The organism is Providencia sp. TYF-12 (assembly GCF_041344805.1).
Taxonomy (GTDB): Bacteria; Pseudomonadota; Gammaproteobacteria; order Enterobacterales; family Enterobacteriaceae; genus Providencia; species Providencia huashanensis.
This window is the reverse complement of sequence record NZ_CP166833.1, coordinates 1,903,569-1,924,147: the sequence shown is the minus strand read 5'-3', so window position 1 is coordinate 1,924,147 and position 20,579 is coordinate 1,903,569. Positions and strand designations below refer to the sequence as shown.

The window sequence follows — 20,579 nt, the reverse complement described above, 5'->3', positions numbered from 1 at the left end:
TAGCATCAACCTTTACTAATTAATCAAATGCTTGCATCGTAGGAGTAACATCAGCACATTGCCCACGATGGCGTAAGTAGTGATCCATTAAAACAATGGCCATCATCGCTTCTGCAATAGGTACAGCACGGATACCGACACAAGGGTCATGACGCCCTTTGGTGATCATTTCAACTTCTTCACCAGAACGGTTCAACGTCTTACCTGATACCGTGATGCTCGATGTTGGTTTCATCGCAATATGGGCAACAATCGGTTGGCTACTGCTGATGCCGCCTAAAATACCGCCAGCATGATTAGAGGTAAAACCATTACGGGTAATTTCATCGCGATTTTCACTGCCTTTTAACGCAATAACACCAAAACCGTCACCAATTTCTACGCCTTTAACCGCATTAATACTCATGAGAGCATGGGCTAAATCTGCATCTAAACGGTCGAATACCGGTTCCCCCAGCCCCGCAGGAACATGTTCAGCAACCACAGTCACTTTAGCGCCGATTGAATCACCCTCTTTCTTTAAACCACGCAATAATTCATCAAGTGAATCTAACTGGTTTGGATCAGGGCAAAAGAACGGGTTTTCCTCAACGATGGACCAATCTTTAATTTCACATGCAATCGGGCCCATTTGTGTTAAACAACCACGAATTTGAACCCCTAGCTTTTCTTGTAGATACTTTTTAGCAATAGCCCCCGCAGCAACGCGCATTGCCGTTTCCCTTGCAGACGAGCGACCACCACCGCGGTAATCGCGTTGGCCATATTTTTGCTCATAGGTGTAATCCGCATGGCCGGGTCTAAAAACATCTTTAATTGCCCCATAATCTTGGGAACGTTGATCCGTATTTTCAATCAATAAACCAATACTTGTCCCCGTCGTTACCCCATTAAATACACCTGATAAAATTTTCACTTGGTCAGGTTCACGACGTGCCGTTGTATAACGAGATGTCCCAGGACGACGCCGGTCTAAATCTTTTTGTAAATCAGCTTCTGTTAGAGCTAAACCAGGGGGAACACCATCGATAATACAACCTAATGCCACCCCGTGTGACTCACCAAAGGTCGTTACGCGAAACAGTTGCCCAATTGAATTTCCTGCCATCGAAGTTTCCTATTCTAAGCCGCTCTTGTATTACCAAGACGTGTGTTGTTTGCTGTTAATCGTTATGTAATTGTTATTGATTACATGATTATGAGAAATCACGCAACCCTTGATTAATCAATATAAAGCGCAAAGTGCTCATGATGCTCAACAAGCTGTTCACGCGTTAACATAAACACCCCGTCACCACCGTATTCAAAGTCCAGCCAAATAAATGGAATATCAGGGTACTGTTCAATTAAATGCACCATACTGTTGCCAACCTCACACACTAATACCCCTTCTTTCGTTAAGAACCGTGGGGCATTAGCTAAAATACGGCGCACTAACTTTAGCCCATCACTGCCAGCTGCTAAGGCAAGTTCCGGCTCTACACGAAACTCTTCAGGTAGGTCATCCATATCTTCTGCATCCACATAAGGTGGATTAGTAACAATCAAATCATACTTAACTTCAGGCATATCGCGGAATAAATCGGAGCGAATAGGCACAACCTGATGCTCCAAACCATGGCTAGCGATATTTTGCTCAGTGACCGCGAGCACATCCGCCGAAATATCAACGGCATCAATTTCTGCTTCGGGGAATTCATATGCACAAGCAATTGCAATACAGCCACTACCTGTACATAAGTCTAATATCGCTTGAGGTTCATCAGTTAATAAGCCAACAAAATGGTTATTGATAAGCTCCCCAATAGGTGAACGAGGGATCAATACCCGCTCATCAACATAAAATTCGTGCCCACAGAACCACGAACGGTTAGTTAAATAGGCAACAGGAATGCGTTCATTAATACGGCGCAGAACACGCTCAATAATCCGATGGCGTTCTGTTGGTGTCAGGCGAGATGTCAGGAGTTCATCTGGTAGGTCTAGAGGCAAATAAAGTGTCGGTAACACTAATTGCAACGCCTCATCCCACGGATTATCTGTACCGTGACCATAATACACATTGGCAGCATTAAAACGACTCATCGTCCAACGTAAAATATCCTGAATGGTATGAAGTTCTGCAACAGCTTCATCAACGAAGATCTTTTCCAAGAAGGGTTTCTCCAGCCTGTTTTTTGAAAGGGAATATTTGAATAACTAAAGTTTGCCACGAAGTGAAAGACAAATCAGCAGATTAATGCAATAAAATCACCAACAACCTTTAGCTAGCACACCATTTTCGCTATAAATTAAAAATAAAAACGCCCTTTTTAATTAAAGGGCGTTAAGTAACCTAGTCTTTTAGATGAGAAAAGTGATATCTCTAGCCTTCATTTTGCACAAGCTTCTCAACGTCTTTAGCCGGTTTCTTTACCCAAACCGCATAAGCAATAGCCAAAAGTGCCAACCACACAACCCCTACATATAAGGCAATACGCGTGGATTCAAAATACCCGAGCACACCAAAAATAAAGACCATGAAAGCTATCGCCAAAATAGGCGCCACAGGCCACATAGGAACAGGGAATTTTAATTTACTCACTTCTTCTGGCGTCATTTTTTTACGCATCGCAAACTGAGCTAGTAAAATCATTAGCCACACCCAGATGGTTGCAAACGTTGCTATTGATGCAATGATAACAAAAACATCCTCAGGAATAACATAATTCAATACAACTCCGACCAATAACACCAGCACCATGACTAATACCGTCATCCAAGGCACACCGTTTTTTGTCAGTTTGGTAAAGGCTTTCGGTGCTTGTCCCTCATGTGCCATACCATACATCATGCGCCCTGCGCCGAAAATATCACTGTTGATCGCAGAAATCGCTGCGGTGATCACCACAATATTTAAGATATTGGCAGCAGATTTGATACCTAAACTGTCAAATATTTGCACAAATGGGCTACCTTGCTGGCCAATTTGATTCCACGGATAAATACACATTAAAACGAAGAGCGTTAAAACATAGAATAACAAAATACGGATAGGAACAGCATTGATGGCGCGTGGAATAGTCACTTCAGGGTTTTTTGCTTCACTGGCAGTGATCCCAATCACTTCAATTCCACCGAATGCAAACATCACTACCGCAAAAGAGGCTATCACCCCTCCAACCCCATTAGGCATAAACCCATCATGGATAAATAAATTAGACACCCCAACCGCATGGTCAGCCGCTTGGCCAAAACCAAACATCATGATGGCAGCCCCACCCACTATCATCGCAATAATGGCGACCACTTTAATAATGGAAAGCCAAAACTCCATTTCACCAAACGTTTTCACGTGACACAAATTAATAGCACCAATAAAGAATATGATACTTAGCACCCATATCCATTGAGCGACATCAGGAAACCAGAGTTTCATATATACGCCAAATGCGGTGACATCAGCCAGACAAACAATAATCATTTCAAATATATATGTCCATCCAGCAAAAAAGCCAGCTCGAGCACCTAAATAATGGCTAGCATATTGTGAGAACGACCCCGCAAGCGGACGATGTACCGCCATCTCGCCCAATGCGCGCATGACCATAAACACCGCGGCGCCCCCTATTATATAAGCGAGCAGTACCGCCGGACCTGCTGTTTCTATTGCTTTTGCTGAACCATAAAATAAACCTGTACCAATCGCTGAACCTAAAGCCATAAATCGGATGTGACGCGCAGAAAGCCCTCGCGCAAGTTGTGATATGCTTTGCATGATTTATCCTTCGTATTATTTTATTAGTCGTGTAGATAAATACTTCAGGCGGCCGATACGTTGCCGGCCACCTTTATTGGCTTGATGTACTACCAGTGCTATTTAGGGAAAACAGCACCTTTCGTAAATAATTTTGAAAGTTTATGTTGATTAATTAAATCAATGGCAGCTTCAATATCCGGCGCAAAATAACGGTCTTTATCATAATAAGCGACCTGTTCACGTAACGTTTTACGCGCTTTTTCGAGTGCTTCGCTAGATTTTAACCCTTCACGAAAATCTATCCCTTGGCATGCAGAAAGCCATTCTATCGCAAGAATACCAGTGACGTTTTTCGCCATCTCCCACAAACGACGCCCCGCAGCAGGTGCCATAGAAACATGGTCCTCTTGGTTTGCTGAAGTCGGTAAGCTATCGACACTCGAAGGGTGTGCTAATGCTTTATTTTCACTTGCCAATGCAGCTGCAGTGACTTGAGCAATCATAAAGCCAGAATTCACGCCGCCATTATTCACGAGGAATGGAGGAAGCTGTGACATATGGGTATCCATTAATAACGCTATACGACGCTCGGATAGAGCCCCGATTTCGGCTAATGCCAAAGCAAGGTTGTCTGACGCCATCGCAACTGGCTCAGCGTGGAAATTGCCCCCAGAAATGATATCGCCGTTATCCGTAAACACCAGAGGGTTATCTGATACCGCATTTGATTCGATTAAAATCACCTCAGCCGCTTGGCGAATTTGAGTTAAGCAAGCTCCCATCACTTGTGGCTGGCAACGCAGTGAATAAGGGTCTTGTACTTTCACGCAGTTTTCATGCGACTTTGCCAACTCACTGCTTGATGATAATACCTCTCGGAACATGGCTGCGACATCAATTTGCCCTTTTTGCCCTCGCACTTCTTGTACTCGAGCATCAAAAGGTTTACGCGAACCTAATGTCGCTTCTACACTCAATGCCCCACAAATAATCCCTGAAAGTAGTAGTTTTTCAGCTTCAAATAACCCTTTAAGGGCAAAAGCAGTGGAGGTTTGGGTTCCGTTTAATAAAGCCAACCCTTCTTTTGCTTCAAGCGTTAAAGGCTTCAGCCCTGCTTTTTCTAACGCTTTTTTGGCTGATATCCATTTACCTTCAAAACGAGCCTTTCCTTCACCGAGTAAAATCAAACTCATATGGGCTAAAGGTGCCAAATCACCTGATGCACCGACTGAACCTTTAGCGGGAATAAACGGGTAAACCTGTGCGTTGACTAAGGCAATTAAAGCATTGATTACTTCGAGGCGAATTCCTGAAAAGCCACGCGCTAAGCTATTAATTTTTAACACCATGATCAAACGTACTAGTTCGTCATCTAAAGGGTCACCCACACCAGCCGCATGTGACATCACGATAGAACGCTGTAATGACTGCAAGTCCTGCGTAGCAATACGCGTATTCGCTAGCAAACCAAACCCAGTGTTAATACCATAAGCAGTTCTATCTTCAGCAATAATTTTATTAACTGTTGCTACACTTTTTTCAATCACGGCATGAGCACGTTTATCTAATGTGACAGTCACTGGCTGTTCAAAAACGATGCGCAAATCTTCGAGTGTCATTTTTCCTGGGTGGATAGTTAGTTTAGTCATTAATGGCACTCCTTAACGTGTTTTAATCATAGGTAAATTGAGATTTTTTTCTTCTGCACAAGCAATCGCGATGTCATACCCTGCGTCAGCATGGCGCATCACCCCTGTTGCGGGGTCATTGTGCAGTACTCGAGCAATACGCTCAGCCGCTTCGTCGGTTCCATCACAAACAATCACCACTCCCGAATGTTGTGAGAACCCCATTCCCACACCACCGCCATGATGCAAAGAAACCCATGTCGCGCCACTGGCTGTATTTAATAAAGCATTGAGTAGCGGCCAATCTGATACCGCATCAGAGCCGTCTTTCATCGCTTCTGTTTCACGGTTTGGGCTAGCAACTGAGCCAGAATCTAAATGATCACGACCAATAACAATTGGGGCGGAAACCTCACCACTTCTGACCATCTCATTAAAGGCTAAGCCTAATTTAGCTCTGTCCCCTAAACCAACCCAACAAATACGCGCCGGTAACCCTTGAAAGCTGATCCGCTCACGTGCCATATCCAACCAACGATGTAAGTGCTTATCATCAGGTAATAATTGTTTAACTTTAGCATCAGTTTTGTAGATATCTTCGGGATCTCCTGATAACGCAACCCAACGGAATGGGCCAACGCCACGACAAAATAGAGGGCGAATATAGGCAGGAACAAAACCAGGGAAATCAAAGGCATCTTTCACCCCCATTTCCAGCGCCATTTGGCGAATATTATTGCCATAATCAAATGTGGGTATACCTTGTTTCTTGAATGCCAACATGGCTTTAACGTGTTCTGCCATGGATTTCTTTGCCGCTAAGGCAGTGGCTTGTGGCTCTTTGACACTGAGTTCTCGGTATTTTTCCCAACTCATGCCAATGGGTAAATAACCATTGAGTGGGTCATGGGCACTGGTTTGGTCGGTAACCATGTCTGGCTTCACACCACGTTTAACTAATTCAGGTAAAATTTCAGCAGCATTTGCACACAGTGCAATAGAAATGGCTTTGCCTTCTGAGGTGTATTTTTTAAGACGTGCTAATGCATCATCGAGATCAGTGGCTTGTTCGTCGACATAATGCGTTCTTAGGCGAAAATCAATGCGGCTTTGTTGACATTCAATATTCAGTGAACAAGCCCCTGCAAGTGTTGCGGCTAATGGCTGAGCGCCCCCCATTCCACCTAACCCCGCCGTTAATACCCAACGACCAGTTAAGTCACCATTAAAATGCTGACGAGCAGCTTCAACGAATGTTTCATAAGTACCTTGGACAATCCCTTGGCTGCCGATATAAATCCAACTTCCTGCGGTCATTTGCCCATACATCGCCAAACCTTTGGCATCCAGTTCGTTGAAATGCTCCCAATTGGCCCAATGAGGCACAAGATTCGAATTAGCAATTAAAACGCGTGGAGCATTAGCGTGAGTTTTAAACACCCCGACAGGTTTACCGGACTGAACAAGTAAAGTTTCATCGTTTTCGAGTTGTTTCAAAGATTCAATGATTTGGTCATAACATTGCCAATTACGTGCCGCACGACCAATACCACCATATACAACTAATTCATGGGGATTTTCTGCAACATCGGGGTCAAGGTTATTCATTAACATACGTAGTGGCGCTTCCGTCAGCCAGCTTTTTGCACTCAATGAATTACCACGCGGCGCCCTAATTTCGATATTTCTATATTTATTATTAAGTGCTGTCACTTGTATACCCTCTATTTATCGATTCATTGGATACTCACTCTATCTTTCTATAGATATAGTTGTATATACATGTACGATCAATCAATTTTTTAACATAAAAATTAAATTATTTTTATATAAAAAAGAGGGTTTTCATTAAAAAACAACAAGATAATTATCTTATGTATTTATTGTTCTATACTTTTTTATTCTAAATTTGCCTGTGAGATCACATTAAATTCACAATAATTTTACATGAAAAAACAAAAAAAACGTGATGGAGAGAGTGTGTAAGGCGCAAAGCGGAAATTTGTATTAATACAACCCCGCCTATTTTTTAATAAAAACTAAGAGGAAAAACTGCCTTTGAGTTTATAACGATGACCGGGGAACAATAATTTTGTACTGGTGACTATAAATGACTGAGACCAAGTACGACGAGTAATCAGCAAGCAGGATGCACCTACATTAATTTGCAATAACCTTGCAGCCCGTTCATCTGCCTCGATCGCTTCCACAATGTGCTCACCTTGGGTCAATGGTGCGACCTGAGATAAATAATCATGGGGAGTAATAGATAAAAAGTTTTGCTGTAAGTAATCAGGCGCCGCTAGAGCATTAACATACCTATCTTCGATTTGAACAGGGACATCATTTTCTAAATGTACAATGATAGAATGAAAAACAGGGGCTCCTAGACTAATATTAAGTTCACTCGCCAATGCTGATGACGCTTGTATTTCTTCAAGCTTAATTATACGGCAACTATATTTATGATCCCTCGCAAGGATCTCCGCTTCTATGCTGTGTATTTCGAATAATGCGGATTGCCCCTTAGGCTCTGCAACAAAAGTCCCAACGCCTTGCAAGCGAACTAATAACCCTTCAGCTGTTAATTCACGGACAGCACGGTTTGCTGTCATTCGGCTACATTGAAATTGGGAGACTAGCTCAGCTTCAGATGGAATACGGTCATTTGCCTGCCATTGTGCAGTGTGAATTTTCTCAATAATAGACTGCTTAACTTGCAAATATAAGGGAACTGGCGTTCCTGATTTATCTTTTTTATTGGCTGTCACAGTGTTTTCCAATTTAATCATTAAAATCTGAAGGATGTATAGGCTATTTTACGTCACAAAATGTAACTTTAGCTTAGTACTATCGGGCATTTTTTATCCTGACAGTCGTGAATAAAAGCATCACATTTAATACCCCATTAACGGTATAAATACGCGATGAGATTTTAATAACAACAAACAAAAATAATCATAGAGTTGCTATACATAATGAATACATACATTACATACAGCAACCAATATATTATTAATTATGGCTATTATTAGCTCAATTTAAATGATTTTTTATATTAATACTGACCAAGATTATGGATTACGGTGGGTAATTTCCCCTTCATATACTCGTAAATACAAGGGGTTACTGCCTTGCTCATATATCATTTCCACAGGTTCTTGCGCATTCCACACCACAAAATTGGCAATAAACCCCGGCGCTAATTGCCCATGAGTATCTTCTCGCCCTAACGCTTTTGCAGCATGGCGGGTCACGCCTGCCCAAATTTCTTCTGGTGTTAACTTAAATAACACAGCCGCCATATTCATAATCATACGTAATGATGCAAATGGGCTTGTTCCTGGGTTAAAATCGGTTGAAACAGCCATCGGAACTTGGTGTTCGCGTAATAATTCAATAGGTGGCAGTTTAGTTTCTCTTAGAAAATAAAAAGCACCTGGCAATAATACTGCAACTGTCCCGCTCGCTTTTAGCGCACGTATTCCTTCAAGATCTAAATATTCAATATGATCAACAGATAGACCATGGTAGCGAGCAACCAATTCGCTGCCACCTAAATTTGATAGTTGTTCAACATGGCCTTTTACTGGGATACCCAACTGCTGAGCGGCGGCAAATAACTTTTCACTTTGCTTAAGAGAAAAACCAACGCTTTCACAGAATACATCAACGGCATCAAATAGACCTTTTTTCCACAGCTCGGGCATGATTTTTTGACAAATTAATTCAATGTACTGATCAGACTGGCCTTTGTATTCTTCAGGCACAGTATGTGCAGATAACAATGTTGAACTCACTGAAATTGGATATTCCGCGGCTAAGCGCTTAGCAACTTTTAATTGTTTCTCTTCATTTTCATAATCAAGGCCATAGCCTGACTTCATTTCAATTGCCGTCACACCCTCGCGAATTAATGCTTCGAGCCTCGGTTTAGCACGGCAAAACAACGCGTCCTCACTCATTTTTCGTGTCTCACGGACAGTGGAGTTTATTCCACCTCCTTGAGCACTAATGGTTTCATAGGAAACGCCATTCATTCTTTGTTCCCATTCCGCGGCACGGTCACCACCAAAAACTAAATGAGTGTGGCAATCAATTAAACCAGGGGTAATTAACCTACCCTTAACATCAATAATTTGGCAGTCGTTAATTTCAGTATCTTTAGTAGGGACAATGGCAATAATTTGCTTATCACGAACAATTAAATCATGATTTTCGACTAGCCCATACGGTGCTGCTGATCCTGTACTCATTGTTGCAATGCGGCCATTACGCCAAACTATATCGTGCGGGAGAGTTTTAAATACCATTAGCTTTTCCTATTGTTGCCAACGTCGGTTTTATTCATTTCATTAATGAAAGTATATATATGTATATACAATTAGACTAGCTACCCCCCTGTTGTCAATGCTTACTCGATAAAAGGTTATAAATTTGTTACATAACACCAATAATTTGCAATTGTCTCCATTGACCGAAAAAATGGGTTACACTAACGACCAGAAAGATTAATCGCCAAAATGTTATTAAAATTATGAAAAACAAATTTGGACTTGAAGATGAAGATATTCGTCTCTTTAAAGAAGCCATTAATGGCGCAAAAAAAATTCATCAGGACCAAGTCCTACACGCGCCTATTCGAGCAAAAGTAACCCAACCCTCAAGTAAGAAGGTTATCCAAGAGCAAGTTGATGCTTCATTTTATTTTTCGGATGAATTTCAGCCTCAGCTACAAGAGGAAGGCCCAACCCGTTATTTAAGGCCAGATTCTAACCCTTATGAACTAAAAAAATTGCGGCGTGGTGACTACGTCCCTGAATTATTTTTAGACTTGCATGGCCTAACACAAATGGAAGCGAAACAAGAAATTGGCGCTTTGATTGCCGCCTGTAAACGTGAAAATGTTTATTGTGCTTGTATCATGCATGGTCATGGGAAACACGTTTTAAAACAACAAACACCATTATGGCTTGCACAGCACCCTGATATTATTGCTTTTCACCAAGCCCCTAAAGAATGGGGGGGAAATGCTGCTCTATTATTACTTATAGAAACGATGGAGAGCGCTCGTCGTTAAGCGCTCATATTATATTTTACTTTGCAAATAATAATTGCGATGGGCTCAACATCCATTCAACGTGGCTTTTCTGGTGTGCCACATCAATTTCAATACAAGCAATAGTTGATGTGGTAAACATTGGTGGTTCTTTGTGTGGGCACAATTCAGACACCAAATAACCCACCAATGGCAAATGAGAAACAACTAATATAGCATTGGCACCGATCACCGCAAGGTCACGGATATGATCAGCAACAAAAACGGCATTCCCTCCTGGTGTCAATTGCTCTAACACTTCAAATTTGCTTGGTATGTTAAGATGTTGGCTAACCACTTCACGTGTTTGCTCAGCCCTTAAATAAGGGCTCACCAATACACAATCAATTTTGACCCCTTGATTTTGTAACCACTGAGCCATTAAAACTGACTCATCTTTTCCCTTTTGTGTTAATGGGCGAGCAGCGTCGCTTGCTGCCTGTATCGCTGCATCGCCATGACGCATAATATAAACTTGCATAATCCACCATCTGAGTAGCCTACTTAATTAAAGTGACTATTCTTTTTGTTAAGGTAATTGTTGTAAAAATAACCATCAGTTGGGGTAAAGTGTGATTCTGCATGAAATGGCCAGCAAAGAAAATGATTTGGGTAGATTTTTGTTGATGTTTTATCTGAAAAATATGCATAAAAAAAGTTATATCTTAAAAACAATCGGTTATAAATCACCTTATACTATCTCTACCGCCCATTAGGTAATTAACACCTCTCACCTTATGCCCCAAAAATAAACTTGCCTCTTTTAGCCTAACTTTTGCGATAAAGCCCATTGGAAAATAAAGGGTATGACACGCATAATAAAAAACCTGACACCAAGCAAAACGTATTAGTATCAGGTTTATATTATTATCTTATTAATTTTTAAAATATTTTTACACCACGGGGAAAACCATAATTCAGTAATCGTTATCCCATCATGTAAGCGAAGCTACTTGTCAGTGTTAACTGAGAAAAAAGTATGGTTTTTTTCAGCCATTTCACACAATAGCTCACAAGGTTGAAACTTCTCACCATGACGCGCGGCGAGAGAACGTAATGTTTCTACCGTTTTAGCGATACCTAAGCTATCCATATACCTAAATGGGCCACCAAAAAAAGGTGGGAAACCAATACCAAATACAGCCCCTACATCACCGTCACGTGCATTTCGAATGATATTTTCATCTAAGCAACGGGCCGCCTCATTGAGCATCATCATAACACAACGCTGTGCAATATCCGCTTTACTCAATCGGCTGTTTGGCGTTACCCCTATTAGTGAATAAATGGTTTTATCCACTTGCCGTTTGCTGTTTTTTTTCCAAAACAACAGTTTGCTTGAAGGATGACCGTATTCATAAAACCCTTTGCTGTTTTTCTTACCTTTACGCCCGTCTTTGACAACTTTATCAAGTAAATCAGGTGCATTAAAACGCTCACCAAAGCGCTCGACTAAAATAGGTAAAATTTTGGTTCCGACATCAATACCGACCTCATCCAGCAAATTAAAAGGCCCCAAAGGGAAACCGAACTCAACCAAAGCGCGGTCGATTTGTTCAATAGACTCACCTTCAACAAGACATTGAGCTGCCTCACATAAATAAGGCGCTAAAATCCGGTTCACATAAAAACCGGCATCGTCCCCGACAACAATCGCCGTTTTACCTTGGCGTTTCGCAAAGGCAACCACTGTCGCTATGGTTGTTTCATCCGTCTGCTGGTGAGGGATCACTTCCACCAGCGGCATTTTATCGACTGGGCTAAAATAATGTAAACCAATAACCTTTTCAGGGTGTGCTGCATTAGCCGCAATTTGATGAATAGGTAATGATGATGTATTAGATGCAAAAATTGTTTGTTTGGCCGACATTTTCTCAACATCAGTAACCATTTTTCGCTTTAATGCTAAATCTTCGAAAACAGCTTCAATAATGATATCTGAGTTTTCAAGCCCTTGATAACTTAACGTCCCTGATATTTTAGCCATTACAGCCGCTCGTTCTCGTGCTAATAACCGCCGCTTAACTACCCTCTGAGTGAGTAGATCCCAGCTATAACGTAGTGCTTGGGCAACACCTTTCTCTGAAATATCTTTAATACGGACAGGTAATTTCCCCTGAAATGCACTAACGTAAGCTATCCCTCCCCCCATGAGGCCACCACCCAATACCCCCACTTTATTAATTGGCAATGGGTTGGCTTGTGCACCGGATTCATTTTTCAATGAAGTGACGGCAAAAAATAAACTACGCAATGCAGCCGACTCTGGTGTCATCACCAGTTCGCCGAAAGCTTTCGCCTCTTCTGCATACCCAGCTTTCAAGCCTTTATTCATCCCTGTTTTCACAACATGAATTATTTTTTCAGGTGCAGGATAATGGCCTTTTGTTTTACTTAATACTTTTTGCTTGGCATTTTGAAACACTTTATTACGCAGTAATCGGCTGCTTAATAACCGTTGTTGCCAATGAATAGCAGGACGTTTAATGCCCCCTTTTTTAACCATGTTAACCGCGACATCTAACAATATGGATTGCGGCACAACGTCATCCACTAACCCCATTTTTAGTGCTTGTTTTGCACCTAATTGCCGACCTGTTAGCATTAAATCCAAAGCATGTGGGATACCGATTAACCGAGGTAATCGTTGGGTTCCACCTGAGCCAGGCAATAGCCCTAATTGTACTTCAGGCACCCCTAGCTTGGTTTTACTATCATTCGAACAAACCCTAGCATGGCAAGCCAATGCAAGCTCTAACCCACCACCTAAACATGCACCATGAATAGCGGCAATAATAGGTAAAGGGTAATTATCAATTTTATCAAATAATGTATGGCCTTCCTTTGACAACTCGCTTGCTTGCGCTTTAGTTTCACAATTCGCAATCATGCTGATGTCCGCACCAGCAATAAAATTGTCTTTTTTCCCTGAGGTAATGACTAAACCTTTTAACCCCGAAGTGGATTGTGCTTTTTGTAAAATGGCAAGGAATTGTTCAGCAAATTCAGCTTTTAATGTATTGACCTTTTCTTCAGGCACATCAATGAAAATAACCCCAACATTTTCATTGTAAATTTCTAATTTAAACGCGGGTTGAATAGCCCCTATCGCCAATTCAGTAGTAGAATTTTGTGTCATTATTCCACCTCTAAGATCATTGCAGTACCTAAACCACCAGCCGCACATGCAGTGGTCAACCCAAAACCACCACCCCGTCTACGCAGCTCATTTAAAGTTTGCGTAACCATCCGCGCCCCTGTTGCCGCAAAAGGATGCCCATAAGCAATAGAGCCGCCCAACACATTAAATTTATCCATATCAATTTCACCAATTGCATTGCTCATTGCTAGTTTTTCTTGTGCAAACTTACGGCTACCAAACATTTGTATATTCGCCAGCGTTTGTGCAGCAAAAGCTTCATGCATATCAATCAAAGATAAATCTTGTAAAGACAGCCCCGCCCGTTTCAATGCAATGGGTGTGGCATAAGATGGGCCTAATAGCATGTCTTCCCATACATCAATTGCAGCAAAGGCATAACTGCGAATGTAACCTAAAGGGGTGTAACCTAGTGCTTTTGCTCGTGACTCTGTCATCATTAATACTGCTGCTGCACCATCAGTCAGTGGTGTACTATTAGCCGCAGTGACACTGCCATGCTTACGGTCAAACGCAGGTTTTAGCTTAGCGTATGATGATAGAACTGAATTAGCGCGAACATTATTATCTTGTGAGTAGGCTTGTTTAAAAGGCGGCATATATGCCGTCATAACCTCATCATTTAAAGCACCATTTTCCCATGCTTTTGCCGCTAATAAATGCGAACGATGCGCAAGTTCATCCTGTTGTTCCCGACTGATATGATAGCTTTTAGCCATTTGTTCAGCAGTATCCCCCATGCGAAGCCCTGTGGAGTACTCTGCAACCCCCGGCGCAACAGGCAGTAGGTCTTTTAAGCGTAATTTTGCTATTAGTGACAGTTTTTGCCCAACAGATTTAGCTTTGCTTAATGCTAATAAGGTCGCTGCTAATTTTTTCGATACCCCGATAGGAAGAACAGAGGATGAGTCAGCACCACCAGCAACCCCAACAGAGATATCCCCTACCATCATACTTTGAGCTACATTAACGATCGCTTGAAAGCTTGTTGCGCAGGCACGAGATACACTATAAGCATCTGTTGAGACACTCATTCCCGTTCCAAGGACTATTTCCCTCGCAATATTAGGGGCTTCTGGCATTTGAACAACTTGCCCAAAAACAAGTTGTTCAATTAGGTTTTTATCTAAGTCACTACGCGCTAATAACTCGGCAACAACCGCTTTGCCTAAGTCAACAGCTGCAATCCCTTGATATGCGGTAGACTGCTTTGCAAATGGTAAGCGTAAACCACTCACAATGGCGATCCTTTCTTTTGTTGGATATGTTTTTTCACCATGGTGGGAATGTTGATTCATGGTCGCTCCTGCTAAAAGCAAAATGAAATATAGTTAGATTATTCACTACCGACCCAAAGAGGTCTGACCTGTAATGATTGTTAACATAATATTCACATTTATCAATGGCTATTGATAAAAAATGCGAGCAAACACGCAACTTAGAGTAAAAATAGGATGGAAAAGATGTGATAAAAAAAGACAAGATAAACCTTTTACCACACTGAATCTGCCTAAAGGCTATATTCTTGGTGATAAAAGGTCAATTAGGATAGATTCAAACGTTTGATTAACGAAGGCCTAACTGAAAAATCAGACTTTCTGCTTCGCAACTAAAAGTAAATTCAGCATTCAATTCAACGCCACCCTCTACCGCATTGATAGAATGGGTAATAACACAAGGGTCTGACTCAACAGATTTTGCTTTGTCTGTGAGTGTTTTCAACATGGACTCCGCTTCTCCCTGTGTGGCGAAAACATGCTGATACGATGCGGTACAGTCTTTGTTATCTAACACTGTTCCTACATCCACACAACAGCATGCTGCTGTCTCATCCGCGCTACAACGGTTAATCGCATCAGTCATTTTACTCTCCAAATAAACAAACTGTTAAGTTGCTATCATAACGCTTAAAAAGTGCTAAAAACTAGTGTGTATCAAAATATATCACTAAAAATTAAACATAAGTTTGATCTTACCCCGCGCTTGCTTGTTTATTACTCTTAATTGGTCATTTTATGTTGCCATTTTGTTAAATGTGTCGCATTTTTGCAAACGGAATCGAAATAAACACAAAACAAGCTTGCAACATATCAGGTGGTCAGACCTATACTCTAGTAACTGGTCTGATTTGTCATAGCGGCAAGGGACCCTACAATTCTGCGCTTCTTGCGATAGAAGTCGCTTTATTCAAATAAAACATAAGAGGGTTTTGGTCATGAGCCAGAAAAACCTGTTTTCTAGATCAGCTTTAGCAATAGCAGTGGCAATCGTCTCCTCCAACGCAGGTGCAGCTGGTTTTTTGCTTAATGAATATTCCACATCTGCACTGGGGCGCGCGTTTTCTGGGGCTGGTGCAATGGGCGACAACGCAAGTGAGGGAAGCCGTAACCCTGCAGCCATGATGTTGTTTGATCGCCCTTCTCTGTCTGTCGGTGCTGTATATATTGACCCAAGTGTTGATATTAAAGGTAAAGGCGGCTCACCATTGGGTAGCAATACGACAGCAAACGATATCGCACCAAGTGCTGTTGTACCGAATGCTCACTTTATTTTTCCAGTTAATGATAAATGGGCAGTTGGGACTTCAATGACCACTAACTTTGGTTTAGCAACTGATTTTAATAAAAACTATGCTGCGGGCCCTATTGGCGGTAAAACAGATCTAAAAACTGTTAACTTAAATTTAAGTGGCGCATACCGTGTTAATAACAATTTCAGTTTTGGCTTAGGTGTTAATGCAGTCTATGCTGATGCAGAAATCACTCGGCATGCGGGTGATTTAGGTGCTCTAGCACCAATTATTAGTCAAGGGCAATTACCGGCCTTTCCTGGCAGCACCACTATGGCAAAATTGACAGGTGATGATTGGGGTTATGGTTGGAATGCGGGTATCTTATACGAAATTAATGATGATAACCGCTTAAGTTTAAGCTACCGTTCTAAAGTTAAAGTTAAGTTTGAAGATGGAAAATTCTCAAATGATATTCCTAAAGGAATACCAGACCTATACGGTACGGGCGGCGAAAAAGTTAAAGGTAAATTAGACCTTAATCTACCTGACGTTTGGGAATTCTCAGGTTACCACAAAGTCGCACCTAAATGGGCTCTACACTATAGTGTAGCTTATACAGGCTGGAGTGAATTTAAAGAATTAACCGCCTACCAAAAAAGTGATGGTAGAGAGTTATTCCATAAACCAGAGCATTTTAAAGATGCATGGCGTTTAGCATTAGGTACTACTTATTTCTATGATGATAACTGGACATTCCGTACCGGTATCGCCTATGACCAGACACCTGTACGTTCAGAATACCGTTCAATTTCTATCCCAGACCAAGACCGCTACTGGTTAAGTGCTGGTACAACTTATGCATTCAATGAAAATGCCTCTGTCGATGTGGGGATTTCTTATATGCATGGTAAGAAAGTCAATATCAGTGAAAAATTGCTGGAACGACCTGGTTCCCCTGTTTATAACTTCAAATCTGAAGGTTCCGCTTGGTTATATGGTGTAAACTTTAACTACGCTTTCTAATTTATTAATTTTAGTGAGTATCAGCGGAAACATCCCTGATACTCACTTACCTCCCACACCTTCACTCCCTAATTAAAATTTCATCTTGACCTCAGCTGTCATTACATGTAAATTAATTGTTAAATAGGTTAGTTTCATTCTATTCATTTCGTCATCTACAATTAGCTTTCAAAACTTTACAAGTTTAAGATAAATCGCTTTATATATCATAAAATTAACAGTTACTCTCTGAATGTTCTTATTTGCAAGCACAACTTAAGTATGTATCTTATACTTACTCATACACACAAAATATGAGCTGTTTCATCAAACTGTATTAATAATGCTATATCTTAACGCTAGTAATAGCTGTGAAAATACAAAGAGGCAACAATGACAAAAACGTAGGGGGTTTTTATGGGAACACTATTTACTATAGGCTTTATTGGTGTATTAGGGGTAATCGCCTTGATTGACACCGTCTCTCAACGAGGAAAGCAAGACAATGATTAGTTTTTTATTTATCACTCTCTAGTATCAAACGTATACAAGAGAGTGATAAACCTTCCATGAGCATATCAATCTATTAGTCTATAGAATCGAGCTGGTCCTCAATTGCGGCTGCATTTGGGTTTTCTGTCGCATTCAATGCCCCACCACTCGATAAGAAATCGTTCCGTTGGAAATACGCTTCACGTAACATCAAGTACGGGTCTGAAGAATTTTTCAACAGCCCATCAGAATCCAACAATCTCGCTCGAGTTTCAATACCTTCAAGTGCCCACTTACCCGCCGACATCCAAAATGTCAGATAACTTAACATTGGGTATAAACTATCAGCAAGGTCACCACCTTGTTCTCTCGGTGTAGCACTACCATAGCCAGGCAGAACTACATATGGCCCATAACCTACATCATAATAACCTAATGTATTACCAAAGCGTTTAGGCTCTTCTTTTGCTAATTGCGGGTTAGCCATCGACGCAACGTCAATTAAGCCCCCCATCCCAAACACGGTGTTAAGGAAAAACCGGTTAAAATGTTTAAAACCTTGGGTGACTTCACCACGCAAGAAACTATTCAACATACTTGCGGGTTCTTCAAGGTTGACAAAAAAGTTAGTTAATCCATTACGAGCAGGCATTGGTACATAATCATTCCAAGCAACAGCAACCGGCCTTAAGACATAAGGGTCTAAGACGTTATAGTTGAAATTAAACATCGCTCGGTTAAAACCTTCTAATGGGTCTGAACGCTCATGAGTTTCTGGATCAATGTTACTTGCACAACCTGCAATTAACACTCCAGCCAGAAAGACGCCCGTCATGCGAAACTTCATAACACTTCTCCATTCCCTGCACCGTCCTGCTACGGCACTTTCCACTGTAATAATGAATACGATTATAGTAAGGCTAAAAAAGGGATTTTGTTAACCTTTTTGAGTGATTTGATTACTTAAATATAAATTATACCTTATTTAATCATCTTGTTATTATAAGAATATTGAACAATTAGTCCAAACTACAGATAAGCATTATTATATTTTATAGGGTAATCAAATTATTATATATAGAAATACGATTTATTACGCCTATCAATCGCATTATAAGTTAAAAAACATACTCAATATTTAGCTTCTGCCCCCATTATATTTAATCGTCTTTTTACGACCAACCAAACCAATATTCATTAGTATAATTAATGCACCTAAGACAATTACTATATCAATATTATACCAATGGGACAGTGATTAGTGCATTTTTTATTCAGACAATAACTATTTGAGTTAAACCATATCATCTTGATTTATAAGACCGCGATTATAACTAACTACAATACATTCAATCTATGTTGAACACTAACCATAGCCACGATATTAGAGCTTGTATCTTTATTGAAAAACATTCAATTAATTCATTAGAAGCATCGAAAGAAATTTTGCTTGTATGCTGATATATAGAAAAGGCTAATCCGTAATCGTAAACAGATAAAATTTAGCATGAAAATTGTACAAAAACGCCATTGTGTGCAATTAATTCAATTTATTATACGTAACGACTTGATTCAATTAGAAGTGAACAGTAAAATGCCAAACTCATCCAGTGACACGTCGAAAGTCCCCTTAGTTAAATGGATATAACGAGCCCCTCCTAAGGGCTAGTTGCAGGTTCGATTCCTGCAGGGGACACCATAAACAAGAGCTCCCTCTTTACTGCAACCATAAAAAATCTATATTTACAGCAAGTTAACACTAACCTCAGTGAAATATAAAAAGGGTAAAGTGAGTTTGCATAGTTACATCAGATAGCCATTATAAGGGCACTAACTACTCAATTTAGCTTTAGTAAGATAATGCCTCTGCATACCTGATTCTGGGAAATCGGGGAGTGACATTTGTTTTACATAGCCAAGTTTTTCGTAAAATGGCAAGGCTTGGAAACTGAATATATCAACTAAACCATGAAGGCAACCTACTTTTACAGCCTCTTGCTCAGCAGCGCACATCAACTTTCGGCCTAACCCTTCATTTCTTGCCTTTTCACTAACCCATAAAAAATCTATACAAAGCCAGTTAGCTTTAACCTCAGCAAGCAAACCGCCAACCATTACACCATCATTATCTTTAAAAAAAACGCCTAATGAACTAAAACGTTCTGGGTTTAAAAATTGGACATTAAAGCTGCGTAAACCATTAAGAAGTTCATCTTTATCTGCAGGAGTGACGTCTGCGTAACAACAATATTCATTTAATACATCCTAATAACCATTTAATAAAATGGATTATATAATCATATTAATTTCAATTGATAAATAATAAAATGTAGCATAGTAACTAAATAAATATGCGGATATTGATTCATTAGCTTAAAATACATCCGTTTCTATTATTTGAGTAATAAGTGCCGTCACTGATAATACAAGTGATGATTTAATCATTTGCTGAAAACGTTGCTTTTGTAATTCTATAAGCTGTGTATCAACCATATCTTCTGGTTGATCAAAGCGCATCATTTCAGGTAAAGGCCCCATGCAATGAAGCATTTTAATACTGCCTAAAATTTCATCATCAATATAATCTAAATTTAAATCACTTGATAATAATGACTGATTTAAAGCAAGAAATAACTCAATATCCTCATAGGTTTCTCGAGTAATTGCGCCTAAAGCAAATAATAACTTTAAACGAACAGATAGTTCACCTAATGGCCCACTCCCTGTTAAAAGAGGCTCAACTGCATATTTTACTGCATAATCATCCTTTCTAAACACTTTTAACATTAATTTATCAATAGCTTGTGTAATTAACGAAACAACCTCTTGAAAAAAAAGATGTACTTCAGGGCGCCCATTTAATCGCTCAAGAATTTGATTTTCAATGTTTTGTTTATTTTCCATAATAATTTTTTGTCACTTTACAGCTATACAGCTCGTTACTAATT

Annotated in this window: 15 protein-coding genes, 1 tRNA gene and 1 pseudogene; 3 read left to right on the top strand and 14 right to left on the bottom strand. The window is 40.4% G+C overall.

All coding sequences use genetic code 11. The features are described from left to right. Window positions 1-19 precede the first annotated feature (19 nt). The 7 genes from aroC to hutI all read right to left on the bottom strand — a co-directional run bounded on the left by aroC (window position 20) and on the right by hutI (window position 9,680). Window positions 20-1,108, bottom strand: a complete 1,089-nt coding sequence (gene aroC / locus ABE954_RS08585; protein WP_042844529.1) for a chorismate synthase — start codon at window positions 1,106-1,108, stop codon at window positions 20-22. A 113-nt stretch (window positions 1,109-1,221) separates the two neighbouring features. Further along, a complete protein-coding gene (prmB, locus tag ABE954_RS08580) occupies window positions 1,222-2,154 on the bottom strand; it encodes a 50S ribosomal protein L3 N(5)-glutamine methyltransferase (RefSeq protein WP_042844532.1) in 933 nt (310 codons plus the stop codon). Between the two features lie 211 nt (window positions 2,155-2,365). Next, window positions 2,366-3,757, bottom strand: coding sequence for an amino acid permease (locus ABE954_RS08575; protein WP_371025853.1), 1,392 nt, complete (start codon window positions 3,755-3,757; stop codon window positions 2,366-2,368). Between the two features lie 98 nt (window positions 3,758-3,855). Next, window positions 3,856-5,388 carry a histidine ammonia-lyase gene (hutH, locus tag ABE954_RS08570; RefSeq protein ID WP_042844535.1) on the bottom strand — a complete coding sequence of 511 codons (1,533 nt, stop codon included), beginning with the start codon at window positions 5,386-5,388 and terminating at the stop codon, window positions 3,856-3,858. A gap of 12 nt (window positions 5,389-5,400) precedes the next feature. Next, window positions 5,401-7,080 carry a urocanate hydratase gene (hutU, locus tag ABE954_RS08565; RefSeq protein WP_042844536.1) on the bottom strand — a complete coding sequence of 560 codons (1,680 nt, stop codon included), beginning with the start codon at window positions 7,078-7,080 and terminating at the stop codon, window positions 5,401-5,403. A 326-nt stretch (window positions 7,081-7,406) separates the two neighbouring features. Next, entirely contained in the window at window positions 7,407-8,138 is a 732-nt protein-coding gene (gene hutC / locus ABE954_RS08560) for a histidine utilization repressor (RefSeq protein ID WP_370661201.1), read from the bottom strand. 303 nt (window positions 8,139-8,441) lie between these two features. Next, the gene (gene hutI / locus ABE954_RS08555) at window positions 8,442-9,680 is read right to left on the bottom strand and encodes an imidazolonepropionase (protein WP_166687198.1); all 1,239 of its coding nucleotides are present in this window, start codon (window positions 9,678-9,680) and stop codon (window positions 8,442-8,444) included. Between the two features lie 224 nt (window positions 9,681-9,904). Between hutI and smrB the strand changes: the two genes are divergently transcribed. Next, on the top strand, window positions 9,905-10,447 hold the full coding sequence (gene smrB, locus ABE954_RS08550; RefSeq protein ID WP_166687199.1) for an endonuclease SmrB: 543 nt from the start codon (window positions 9,905-9,907) through the stop codon (window positions 10,445-10,447). 16 nt (window positions 10,448-10,463) lie between these two features. On the opposite strand, the gene sixA is transcribed toward smrB, so the two are convergent. The 4 genes from sixA to ABE954_RS08530 form a co-directional block, all read right to left on the bottom strand. Beyond that, the gene (gene sixA / locus ABE954_RS08545; RefSeq protein WP_042844543.1) at window positions 10,464-10,946 is read right to left on the bottom strand and encodes a phosphohistidine phosphatase SixA; all 483 of its coding nucleotides are present in this window, start codon (window positions 10,944-10,946) and stop codon (window positions 10,464-10,466) included. Window positions 10,947-11,414: 468 nt separating this feature from the next. Beyond that, window positions 11,415-13,604 carry a fatty acid oxidation complex subunit alpha FadJ gene (fadJ, locus tag ABE954_RS08540; RefSeq protein ID WP_371025852.1) on the bottom strand — a complete coding sequence of 730 codons (2,190 nt, stop codon included), beginning with the start codon at window positions 13,602-13,604 and terminating at the stop codon, window positions 11,415-11,417. Further along, window positions 13,604-14,923, bottom strand: coding sequence for an acetyl-CoA C-acyltransferase FadI (gene fadI / locus ABE954_RS08535; RefSeq protein WP_042844547.1), 1,320 nt, complete (start codon window positions 14,921-14,923; stop codon window positions 13,604-13,606). The genes fadJ and fadI overlap by 1 nt, the downstream gene beginning before the upstream one ends. A gap of 268 nt (window positions 14,924-15,191) precedes the next feature. After that, the gene (locus ABE954_RS08530) at window positions 15,192-15,488 is read right to left on the bottom strand and encodes a YfcZ/YiiS family protein (RefSeq protein WP_080750863.1); all 297 of its coding nucleotides are present in this window, start codon (window positions 15,486-15,488) and stop codon (window positions 15,192-15,194) included. A gap of 352 nt (window positions 15,489-15,840) precedes the next feature. On the opposite strand from ABE954_RS08530, the gene fadL reads away from it, so the two are divergent. Continuing rightward, a complete protein-coding gene (fadL, locus tag ABE954_RS08525; protein WP_042844549.1) occupies window positions 15,841-17,160 on the top strand; it encodes a long-chain fatty acid transporter FadL in 1,320 nt (439 codons plus the stop codon). 565 nt (window positions 17,161-17,725) lie between these two features. Here the strand turns inward: fadL and mlaA are convergent. Continuing rightward, entirely contained in the window at window positions 17,726-18,478 is a 753-nt protein-coding gene (gene mlaA / locus ABE954_RS08520; RefSeq protein WP_042844550.1) for a phospholipid-binding lipoprotein MlaA, read from the bottom strand. Between the two features lie 777 nt (window positions 18,479-19,255). On the opposite strand from mlaA, the gene ABE954_RS08515 reads away from it, so the two are divergent. Beyond that, window positions 19,256-19,330, top strand: a tRNA-Arg gene (locus ABE954_RS08515). Window positions 19,331-19,461: 131 nt separating this feature from the next. Here ABE954_RS08515 and ABE954_RS08510 read toward each other — a convergent pair. Both ABE954_RS08510 and ABE954_RS08505 read right to left on the bottom strand, forming a co-directional pair. Next, window positions 19,462-19,886, bottom strand: a pseudogene (locus ABE954_RS08510) (GNAT family N-acetyltransferase). A 118-nt stretch (window positions 19,887-20,004) separates the two neighbouring features. Then, on the bottom strand, window positions 20,005-20,538 hold the full coding sequence (locus ABE954_RS08505; protein WP_042844554.1) for an MltR family transcriptional regulator: 534 nt from the start codon (window positions 20,536-20,538) through the stop codon (window positions 20,005-20,007). Window positions 20,539-20,579 lie beyond the last annotated feature (41 nt).